The organism is Micromonospora sp. ATA51 (assembly GCF_016802855.1).
GTDB classification, from domain to species: Bacteria; Actinomycetota; Actinomycetes; order Mycobacteriales; family Micromonosporaceae; genus Micromonospora; species Micromonospora sicca.
In genome coordinates this window covers 1-9,956 of record NZ_JAEVHJ010000256.1, presented here as the reverse complement: position 1 = coordinate 9,956, position 9,956 = coordinate 1, and the positions used below count along the sequence as shown (strand labels likewise).

The following is a 9,956-nucleotide window of genomic DNA, read 5'->3' as shown; positions in this document are numbered from 1 at the left end:
CCCCGCGACGGAGCCGGTCGGAGAGCTGGTGACCGTACCCGCGGGGCGCTGAACCGCGGACCGCGGGCCGGCGGACAACCCCGCCGGCCCGCCGGGTGGGTTTCGCCGCGCACGGCGGATAGCCTCACGCCGTGGAGGTCCACCGACTCGATCGCACCGAGGCGCGCCGCATCGCCGTACGCGCCCAACTGCTGGGCGCGCCGCGACCCACCGACCTCGTGACGGTGGTACGGCAGCTGACGCTCCTGCAGATCGACCCGACCGCCGCCGTCGCACCGAGTGCGGACCTGGTCGCCTGGAGCCGCCTCGGGGCGTCGTACCGCCCTGACCAGCTGCAGCGGGCCCTGGAGCAGGACCGGACGCTCTTCGAGCACAACGCGATGGTGCGGCCGGTGAGCGACCTGGGGCTCTACCTGGCGGGTGCGGCCGACTGGCCCAGCCGCGCCACCACCAGGGAGTGGCTGCGGGCCAACGACGCGTTCCGGCGCGACATCCTCGACCTGCTCGGCCGCTCCGGTCCGCTGCTGTCCCGGGACATCCCGGACACCAGCGTGGTGCCGTGGCCGTCGACGGGGTGGACCAACAACCGCAACGTCACCCAGATGCTGGAGTTCCTCATGATGCGCGGCGAGATCGCCATCGCCGGTCGCCGGGGACGCCAGCGCCTGTGGAACCTGGCCGAGCGGATCTACCCGGCCGACCTGCCGGAGCTGACGGTGGACGAGGCGCACCGGCTCCGCAACGAACGCCGGCTGCGGTCCCTCGGCATCGCGCGGGCCAGGGGGACCGCCCTACCCAACGAGCCGGCCGACGTCGGCGATGCCGGCGAACCGGCGGTCGTCGAGGGCGTCAGCGGGACGTGGCGGGTGGACCCGGAGGCGATCGGCCGACCATTCACCGGGCGCACCGCCCTGCTGTCCCCGTTCGACCGCCTGGTGCACGACCGCGTCCGGACCCTGGACCTGTTCGACTTCGAGTACACGCTGGAGATGTACAAGCCGAAGGCCAAGCGGCGCTGGGGCTATTTCGCGTTGCCGGTGCTGCACGAGGACCGGCTCGTCGGGAAGGTGGACGCCACGGCGGACCGCAAGAGCGGCGAGCTGGTCGTGCACGCGGTCCACCGGGACGTTCCCTTCACCCCGGCGATGACGGACGCGGTGCACCACGAACTCGAGGACCTGGCGTCCTGGCTGCGACTGACCCTCAGGGAGGCGGGCAGCGCTCGCTAGCCGGTGCGGGCTACGGCAGCGGTCGACCCGGAAGCGGAAGTCCGCCCGTGCGGATCGAGTTAGAGTCGGCGAGTGAGCGCCCATACCCGCTCAATTCAGGCACTCAGGGCCGATCCCGCCATGTCCTCACTTCGCCGCTCGCTGGACCACTCCTACGGCGACGCGTCCCACGGGGCCGCGCTGGACGAGTTGTACGCGCGGTTCGTGACGCCGGGCGACCTGGTCTTCGACGTCGGGTCGCACGTGGGCGACCGGATCGGCAGCTTCCGCCGCCTCGGCGCCCGGGTCGTGGCCGTGGAGCCCCAACCGCTGTGCAACCGCGCCATCCGCGCCATCTATGCCGGCGACGACCAGGTCACGCTGGTCGAGGCGGCGTGCGGGGCGTACGCCGGGAACGTCCGCCTGCACGTCAACTCCCGTAATCCCACGATCTCCACCGTCTCCGCCCACTTCCTCCAGGCGGCGAACGGCGCGGACGGTTGGGCGCACGAGGTCTGGGACGACGAGATCGACGTACGCTGCGTCACCCTCGACTCGCTGCTGAACCGGTACGGCGTACCGACCTTCGTGAAGATCGACGTCGAGGGCTTCGAGGGCGCCGTGCTGGCCGGCCTGAACCGCCCGCTGCCGGCGCTGTCCTTCGAGTTCACCACGATCGAGCGCGCGCTGGCGCGACGGTGCGTCGACCGGCTCACGTCGCTCGGCTTCGACGGCTTCGACGTCGCGCTGGGCGACGACACCTCGTTCGCCTTCGGGGAGTGGGTGTCGGCGGAGCGGATCATCGCCCACCTGCTGGCGCTGCCGTACCGGGTCAACTCCGGCGACGTGTACTGCGTGGGGAAGCGTTCCGGGTGACCCGGGGGCCACGGCATTCTTCCTGACCCGGGGTCGCCCACGGAACCGTTTGCCCGTCCCCGCGACGGGAACGCGTGCGGGACCAGCCGTGCGCCGCACGAGGGCGGCGCCGCGAAGGAGGCCGCACATCATGGGCGACAACCAGCAGCCGCTGGCCGGAAAGCGGATCGCGATCCTCGCCACCGACGGGGTCGAGGAGGTCGAGTACACCCAACCCCGGTCCGCCGCGGAGCAGGCGGGCGCGGAGGTGCATCTGGTCTCTCTGTCCGCCGGCGAGGTGCAGGCCATGAACCACGACGTCAACCCGGCCAACCGCCACCCGGTCGACCGTACGCTGGACCGGGCCAACCCGGCCGACTACGACGCCCTGGTGCTGCCCGGCGGGACGGTCAACCCGGACCGGCTCCGGATGAACCCGGCGGCGATGGACTTCGTGCGGGGGTTCTTCCAGCAGGCCAAGCCGGTGGCGGCGATCTGCCACGGCCCGTGGTCCCTGGTCGAGACCGGAATGGTCGACGGTCGGACGGTCACCTCGTACCCGAGCCTGCGCACCGACATCCGCAACGCCGGCGGGAACTGGGTCGACCAGCAGGTGCAGGTGGACAACGCCCTGGTCACCAGCCGCCGCCCCAGCGACCTGCCGGCGTTCTGCGCCAAGATGGTCGAGGAGTTCGCCGAGGGTCGACACGTGCGTCAGATGGCGACCGCCTGACCTCTGAGCGCTCCGGACCGGGCCGCGTGCCCGGTGCGGAGCGGGCCCGGCGATGCCGCCACGCCACCGGCCGGTCGGCGCTACCGTCGGCCTGATGGGGCGGATGCGGGGCACCCACGAGCGACCGGCGGGGCTGACCTACCAGCCCGAGCTGGTGAGCTGCGACGAGGAGCGGTCGTTGCTGACCGCGCTGGCCGCGTACGACTTCCTCGAGGTCCGGATGCACGGGCAGATCGCCCGGCGTACGGTCCGGCGCTTCGGTTTCGACTACGACTACGGCTCCTTCCAGCTCACCGAGACGGAGGCGTTGCCGGTGGAGCTGCGGGAGGTCCGCGAGCGGTGCGCCGGGCTCGCCGGCGTGCCGGCGGCCACGCTCGCGCAGGCCCTGGTCACCCGCTATCCGCCCGGCTCGGTCATCGGCTGGCACCGCGACGCGCCGGCGTTCGGGCCGACCGTGGTCGGGCTCTCCCTGGGCTCCGCCTGCCTGTTGCGCTTCCAGCGCGGCCGGGCCGAGGAGCGCCGGGTGTACGAGGTGGAGCTGGCGCCCCGCTCGGCGTACGTGCTCGCCGGGGCGGCGCGGTCGGCCTGGCAGCACAACATCCCGCCGGTGCCGGAGCTGCGCTACTCGATCACCTTCCGACAGCTGCGGACATCCCTGGCCGGACGCGGCTGACCGGGACCAGTACCGGTGGCTTCGCCCGCGATCCGACCCGGGCGTGCCGCCCCGACGCCCGACGTGTGGATGCTCCGACAGCGGGAAGGCCAGGGCCGTTGGCAGCCGGCAGCGGGAGGGACATGGGCGCCAGAACCTTCGTGGTGATCGGTGGCACCAGCGGTCTCGGTCTGGCGGTGGCCCGCCTGCTCGTCGACGAACACCGGGTCGCCGTCCTCGGTGACGTGCCTGACGAGGTCGCCGCGGTCGCCGACGAGCTGGGCTGCGCCGGGCGGATCTGCGACGTCTCCTCCTACGAGCAGGTCCGGGACGCGTTCGCCGAGGTGGTCGACCGGTACGACGTGATCGACGGGGTGGCGGCGTGCGCCTCGATGTGGGCGGGCGGTGACCTGGCGGACCTCTCCCCGCAGCGGATCCGGCGGGCCGTGGAGATCAACGCCCTGGGCACCACGTACGTGTTCAAGGAGGCGCTGCACCACCTGCGCCGGCAGGGTCACGGCAACCTGGTGTACATCGGGGCGCTGGCCGTGACGAAGCCCCGGCCGGGCATCCCGATCTACCGGGCCACCAAGAGCTACGGCAGCAGTCTGGTCGAGTCGCTGGCCGAGGCCCAGCACAGCAACCGGATCAAGGTGATGGAGCTGCATCCCGGGCCGATGCCGACGCGGTTGCAGGAACGGGTCGGCGACGAGTTCCTCGACAAGATCTACGCGCTGCCGGAGCAGGTCGCCGCCGAGGTCGTACGGCTGCTGCTGCTCGCCCCCGACGACCTGTACGTCTCCGGCGAACTCGTGCTCCGCGCGGACGGGCGATGGTGACACCCGGAGGCGCCACGGCCGAGGTCACCGTCTCGGCGTGGGCGCCGTTGCGCACCGCCGTCTACCGCAGCCTGTGGCTGGCCCTGCTCGCCGCGAACATCGGCACCTGGATGCAGACGGTCGGCGCCCAGTGGCTGTTGATCCACCAGTCGAACGCCTCCACCCTGGTCGCCCTGGTGCAGACCGCCAGCCTGCTGCCGACGCTGCTGCTGGCCCTGCCGGCGGGCGCCCTCGCGGACACCTTCGACCGACGGCACCTGCTGATCTCGGTGCAGCTGTTCCTGGTGGTGGTCGCCGCGGCGCTGACACTGCTCACCGCGACCGGCCGGATGCCGCCGGCGCTGCTGCTCACCCTCACCTTCGCCTTCGGCGTGGGACAGGCGCTGACCCTGCCGGCCTGGGCGGCGGTGATCCCGGAGCTGGTGCCCCGGGACCAGCTCCGGTCGGCCTCGGCGCTGGGCTCGATCAGCGTCAACGTGGCCCGGCCGTCGGGCCGGCCGCCGCCGGCGTGCTGATCGCCCGCATCGGGGTGGCCCCGGTCTTCGCCCTCAACGCGGTGGCGTTCCTGGTCTTCGCGCTGGCGCTGTTCCGGTGGCGGCCCGGCGACGCCCGCGCCGTCGAGGTGCCCGAGCGGTTCACCGCCGCGCTGCGGGCCGGCGGCCGGTACGTGCGGCACTCGCCGATCGTGCGCCGGCTGCTGCGCCGCGCGCTGGTGTTCGTGATCCCGGCGAGCGCGCTGTGGGCGCTGCTGCCGCTGGTGGCGGCCCGCCGGCTGCACATGAACTCCAGCGGGTACGGCCTGCTGCTGGCCGCGCTCGGGGTGGGCGCCATCATCGGTGGGCTGCTGCTGCCGAGGATCCGGACCTGGATGTCGGCCAACCAGTTCCTGCTGGTGGCCGGGGCGACCTACGGCGGCACGCTGATCGTGGTGGCGTCGGTGCGGATCGTCCCGGTGGTGCTGCTCGCCCTGCTGCCGGCCGGGGTGGCCTGGGTGACCGTCCTCGCCAACGTCAACGCCGAGATCCAGCTCTTCCTGCCCGGCTGGGTACGCGCCCGCGGCCTGGCCGTGTACCAGATCGTGCAGGGCGGTGGGCAGGCCGTCGGCGCGTTCGCCTGGGGTGTGGTGGCGGACGCCGCCGGGCTGGCCGCCGCGTTCCTCGTGGCGGCCGCGCTGATGCTGATCGGCGCGGTGACGTCGCAGATCTGGCCGCTGCCCGACCTGCGCGGGCTGAACAAGGACCCGACCACCTACCGGCCGCCCCTGGAACTGGCCCTCGAACCGGATCCCCGGGTGGGGCCGGTGCTGGTGGTGGTCACCTACACCGTCCGGCCCGGTCGGGAGGCCGAGTTCCTGGATGCGATGGACCACGTCCGCGGGTTCCGGCAGCGTACCGGGGCGATGCGGTGGGGACTCTTCCGCGAGGGCGAGAGCCCGGCCCAGTTCGCGGAGGTCTACCTGGTGCCGTCCTGGGATGAGCACCTGCGCCAGCACGGGGGTCGGCTGACGACCGCCGACCGCGAGGCCGAGGAACGGGCCAAGGAACTCGCCGAGGGCGAGCCGGAGGTGCGGCACCTGCTGCCGGCCGCCGCCGGCCTGGCGCTGGCCGACGACGGTGACCTGGCGTGAGCCCGTCCGGCCGGTGTGTCGTCCGACGGCGAGCCACCGGCTCCGGCGGCTCGTCCGGCGAGCGTGATCGCGCGCATTTCGGGAATGAGCGGCCACGGCGAGCGAGGGGGAGATCGCGCCCGGCACCGCAACGGGCGGTCGCCCGTTGCCACCGGGCGCGACGAGCCGCGGGCGGACCCCGTCGACGGGCGGGTGTGGTGCGCCGGTCCACCCGCCGATGAAGCAACCCATGGGGGAATGGAGTGAGCAGGATGGCTCGAAAGAGCACGATCGGGGTGCGGTCGGTGACCGACGCCCTGGGCATCGAACGGGCAAGTCGGGACCGCCCGTCCGAGGGCCTGGCCCGGTTCCTGGGCTGGTTCAGCCTCGGGCTGGGCGCCGCCGCCCTCGGCGCGCGATCGCGCGTCAGCCGACTGTCCGGCATCGACGACTCCCGGACCGCGCAGACCGTGCTGCGGATCGCCGGGGTGCGGGAACTGGGCCACGCCGCGGCGCTGCTCGTCCCCCGCCGAGCCGGGTGGGGGGCGTGGACCCGGGTGGCCGGCGACGCGATGGACCTCGCCGCCTGCGGACGGGCGCTGCAGCGGCGGCGCGGGGAACGGCGACGGCGGCTGACGTACACCACCCTGGCGGTCGCCGGGATCACCGCGGTCGACCTCTACACCGCCGTACGCGTCGCCCGGCGCCGGCGCGCGGACGGCAACGAGGTACACGCTGCGGTGACGGTCAACCGGAACATCGAGGACGTCTACCGGTTCTGGCACGACTTCGAGAACCTGCCGCGCTTCATGTACCACCTGCGGTCGGTGCGGATGACGGGCGACCGGCGGTCGCGGTGGATCGCGAGGGCGCCGGCCGGCAAGAGCGTGGAGTGGGACGCCGAGATCGTCGACGACCGCCCGAACGCGCTGATCAGCTGGCGCTCGGTGGCGGGCGCACGGGTGCCCAACTCCGGCACCGTCCGGTTCATGCGCGCCGCCGGTGGGCGGGGCACGGAGGTGCGCGTCCAGATCAGTTACCGGGCGCCGGGCGGGATGCTCGGGGCGAAGGTCGCCAAGCTCTTCGGTGAGGACCCCCAGCAGCAGGTCTGCGACGACCTGCGGCGGTTCAAGCAGGTGATCGAGACGGGCGAGATCGTCCGCTCCGACGCCAGCCCGAACGGCAGCAGCGTCCAGCAACAGGCAAACCAGCGCCCGGCGCGACCGGTGGCGATGCGTGGAGCGGAGTGGTGAGGAACCGATGCTAGCCAACTGCTGGATCGCGCCGAACAGCCTGGCCGTCGAGGACGTCCCCGACCCGCAGATCCGGAACCCGCGGGACGCCATCCTGCGGATCACCTCGTCGGCGATCTGCGGATCCGACCTGCACCTGCTGGACGGATTCATCCCGGCGATGAGGAAGGGCGACATCCTCGGGCACGAGTTCATGGGCGAGATCGTCGAGCTCGGCCAGGGCGTACGGGACGGGCTGAGCGTCGGTGACCGGGTGGTGGTGGGCTTCCCGATCGCCTGCGGTGACTGCATCTCCTGCCAGCGCGGTCTCTACTCGGTCTGCGAGAACTCCAATCCCAACGCGGCGATCGCGGAGACGGCGATGGGCCACTCGCCGGCCGGCATCTTCGGCTACTCCCACCTGCTCGGCGGCTATGCCGGGGGACAGGCGCAGTACGTCCGGGTGCCCTTCGCCGACGTGGGCGCCCTCAAGATCGAGGACGACCTGCCCGACGAGAAGGTGCTGTTCCTGTCGGACGTGCTGCCGACCGGCTACATGGCCGCCGAGATGTGCGACATCGAGCGTGGCGACATCATCGCCATCTGGGGCGCCGGGCCGGTCGGGCAGTTCGCCGCCGCCAGCGCGTTCCTGCTCGGCGCCGAGCGGGTCATCGTCATCGACCGGTACCCGTACCGGCTGCGGATGGTGCGGGAGAACACCGGCGCGGAGACCATCAACTACGAGGAGTCCGACGTCCTGGACGCGCTCCGCGAGATGACCGCCGGACGCGGGCCGGACGGTTGCATCGACGCGGTCGGCATGGAGGGGCACCACGCCTCCGCGGCGCTGCACGCGTACGACCGGGCGAAGCAGGCGGCGAAGGTGGAGACGGACCGGCCGCACGCGCTGCGGGAAGCCGTGCTGGCCTGCCGCAACGGCGGCACCATCTCGGCGGTCGGCGCGTACGGCGGCTTCATCGACAAGTTCCCGATGGGCTCGTTCATGAACCGGTCGCTGACCATGCGGTCCGGGCAGGCTCACGTGCAGCGCTACATGCGGCCGCTGCTGGAACGGATCCGCAAGGGCGAGATCGACCCGAGCTTCATCATCACCCACACCATGCGGCTCGACGACACGCCCCACGGCTACGACATCTTCAAGAACAAGCAGGAGGAGTGCGTCAAGGTCGTGCTCAAGCCGTAGCGGAACCATCCACACCGTCGCGCCGGCAGCGGGCCCGGCGCGACGGCGTGCCGCGCCCAGCCGCACGGCCCGGCGTTTCCGGCAACCCCCCGGCCGCCGGCAGCCTGCTGGAGGTGGTCGGCCGGGTGATCGCGGTGACCTGCTGCCTCGGCACCATGTGGCAGGTCTTCCGGCGCGACGGCGGGCCGCACCGGGTCACGCCTGAGGGAGCGCGCGGAGCGCAGGTCGGCGTGGCGGCCGGGGAGCGGCTGCGCCCTGGGATCCCCGGGCGCCGACACCTCACCGGTCCAACAGCGCGCGCAGCGCCTTCACCACCTCGGCGGGCGCCTCCTCGGCCATGAAATGGCCATAGCTGACCGGCACGTGCACCAGGTCGGGCGCCCACGCCCGCCACCTGGCGGCGGCGTCGAAGCCCAGCGCCGCGCCCCAGTCCTGCTGGAGCACGGTCACCGGCATGCGGAGCCGGTTACCGGCCGCGTGGTCGGCCCGGTCGTGCTCGACGTCGATCCCGGCCGACGCCCGGTAGTCCGCGACGATGGAGACGACCGCCTCCCGGGAGGCCCGCAGGTAGGCGGCCCGCACGTCGGCCGGGATCGCCTCCGGGTCGCCCGCCCAGACGTCCAGGAAGTGGCCGAAGAAGGCGTCCGGGCTGGCCGCGATCAACCGCTCCGGCAGGCCGGGCGGCTGCGCCATCAGGTAGAGGTGGAACCCGACGGCGGCGCTGGTGCCGTGCAGCACGTCCCACATGTCGAGGGTGGGCAGCACGTCGAGCGAGGCGAGATGGGTGACCGCGCCGGGGTGGTCCAGGCCGGCGCGGACCGCGACCAGGGCGCCGCGGTCGTGCCCGGCCAGGGCGAACCGGTCGTGCCCCAGCTCGCGGGCCAGCGCGACGACGTCGGCGGCCATGGTGCGCTTCGCGTACGCCGTGCCGTCGGTGTCCGCGGGCTTGTCGCTGGCGCCGTAGCCGCGCAGGTCGGGGCAGATGACGGTGTGGTCGGCGGCGAGGTCGGCGGCGACGTGCCGCCACATGAGGTGGGTCTGCGGGAAGCCGTGCAGCAGCACGATCGGGCTGCCGGAGCCGCCGACGGCGGTGTTCAGGGTCACGCCGTCGGCGACGGTGACGCGTCGGTAGTCGAACCCACTGATCCTGGGATCCACGGAATGCCTCTCTGTTCGGATGTCCGGTACGCGCCGAGCCTGCCCGGGGCGGATCAGCGGCGGATCAGCGTCCGATGAGTGGCCCGGCCGGCGCGCCGGTGCGGCGACCCCTGCGGTGCCTAGAGTGGGCGACATGACCAGCCAGACCTCGGTGCGGTTCGGCGTGCTGGGGCCGGTGGAGGCGGTCGGCGAGCGCGGCCCCGTACCGCTGAAGGGGACCCGGCAGCGCGCCGTGCTGGCCCGGCTGCTGGTCGCCCGGGGACGGTTGGTGCCGGTCGATCGGCTCGTCGGCGACCTGTGGGCCGAGCCGCCGGAGGGCGCGGTGGCCGCCATCCGCACCTTCGTCGCCGACCTGCGCCGCGCCCTGGAGCCCGACCGGCCGCATCCTTGATCACCGTCACTGAGCTCGGCTCAGCCGGCAAGGCCCGGGACCAACGTACCGGCACGTCCCCAACCTTCGGCAACCTGA

9 protein-coding genes and 1 pseudogene are annotated in these 9,956 nt (G+C 72.9%); 9 read left to right on the top strand and 1 reads right to left on the bottom strand.

Features of this window, described 5'->3' with window-relative positions:
- Positions 1-131 precede the first annotated feature (131 nt).
- From JNW87_RS28700 to JNW87_RS28665, 8 genes and pseudogenes are all read left to right on the top strand, one after another.
- Positions 132-1,229 carry a DNA glycosylase AlkZ-like family protein gene (locus tag JNW87_RS28700; RefSeq protein WP_109801375.1) on the top strand — a complete coding sequence of 366 codons (1,098 nt, stop codon included), beginning with the start codon at positions 132-134 and terminating at the stop codon, positions 1,227-1,229.
- Positions 1,230-1,301: 72 nt separating this feature from the next.
- The gene (locus tag JNW87_RS28695; RefSeq protein ID WP_375373554.1) at positions 1,302-2,084 is read left to right on the top strand and encodes an FkbM family methyltransferase; all 783 of its coding nucleotides are present in this window, start codon (positions 1,302-1,304) and stop codon (positions 2,082-2,084) included.
- A gap of 130 nt (positions 2,085-2,214) precedes the next feature.
- Positions 2,215-2,796 (top strand): type 1 glutamine amidotransferase domain-containing protein, encoded by a 582-nt coding sequence (locus JNW87_RS28690; protein WP_109801377.1) that lies wholly within the window; start codon positions 2,215-2,217, stop codon positions 2,794-2,796.
- Positions 2,797-2,890: 94 nt separating this feature from the next.
- Complete coding sequence (locus tag JNW87_RS28685; protein WP_109801410.1) at positions 2,891-3,469, top strand: alpha-ketoglutarate-dependent dioxygenase AlkB; 579 nt, start codon at positions 2,891-2,893, stop codon at positions 3,467-3,469.
- Positions 3,470-3,591: 122 nt separating this feature from the next.
- Positions 3,592-4,287, top strand: coding sequence for an SDR family oxidoreductase (locus tag JNW87_RS28680; RefSeq protein ID WP_109801378.1), 696 nt, complete (start codon positions 3,592-3,594; stop codon positions 4,285-4,287).
- A pseudogene (locus JNW87_RS28675) lies at positions 4,281-5,914 on the top strand (MFS transporter). Before JNW87_RS28680 ends, JNW87_RS28675 begins: the two are co-directional and overlap by 7 nt.
- Positions 5,915-6,198: 284 nt before the next feature.
- Complete coding sequence (locus JNW87_RS28670; RefSeq protein WP_238454725.1) at positions 6,199-7,146, top strand: SRPBCC family protein; 948 nt, start codon at positions 6,199-6,201, stop codon at positions 7,144-7,146.
- A 7-nt stretch (positions 7,147-7,153) separates the two neighbouring features.
- Complete coding sequence (locus JNW87_RS28665) at positions 7,154-8,329, top strand: zinc-dependent alcohol dehydrogenase (protein ID WP_109801381.1); 1,176 nt, start codon at positions 7,154-7,156, stop codon at positions 8,327-8,329.
- Between the two features lie 279 nt (positions 8,330-8,608).
- On the opposite strand, the gene JNW87_RS28660 is transcribed toward JNW87_RS28665, so the two are convergent.
- On the bottom strand, positions 8,609-9,487 hold the full coding sequence (locus tag JNW87_RS28660) for an alpha/beta fold hydrolase (RefSeq protein WP_201749570.1): 879 nt from the start codon (positions 9,485-9,487) through the stop codon (positions 8,609-8,611).
- 133 nt (positions 9,488-9,620) lie between these two features.
- Between JNW87_RS28660 and JNW87_RS28655 the strand changes: the two genes are divergently transcribed.
- Positions 9,621-9,878, top strand: a complete 258-nt coding sequence (locus JNW87_RS28655) for a winged helix-turn-helix domain-containing protein (protein ID WP_238454724.1) — start codon at positions 9,621-9,623, stop codon at positions 9,876-9,878.
- The last annotated feature ends 78 nt before the right edge of the window (positions 9,879-9,956 follow it).

Bases quoted from the DNA above. Each gene is read 5' to 3' on its own strand.
- JNW87_RS28690 (WP_109801377.1), top strand. From the start codon at position 2,215: ATGGGCGACAACCAGCAGCCGCTGGCCGGAAAGCGGATCGCGATCCTC.
- JNW87_RS28685 (WP_109801410.1), top strand. From the start codon at position 2,891: ATGGGGCGGATGCGGGGCACCCACGAGCGACCGGCGGGGCTGACCTAC.
- JNW87_RS28680 (WP_109801378.1), top strand. From the start codon at position 3,592: ATGGGCGCCAGAACCTTCGTGGTGATCGGTGGCACCAGCGGTCTCGGT.
- JNW87_RS28665 (WP_109801381.1), top strand. From the start codon at position 7,154: ATGCTAGCCAACTGCTGGATCGCGCCGAACAGCCTGGCCGTCGAGGAC.
- JNW87_RS28655 (WP_238454724.1), top strand. From the start codon at position 9,621: ATGACCAGCCAGACCTCGGTGCGGTTCGGCGTGCTGGGGCCGGTGGAG.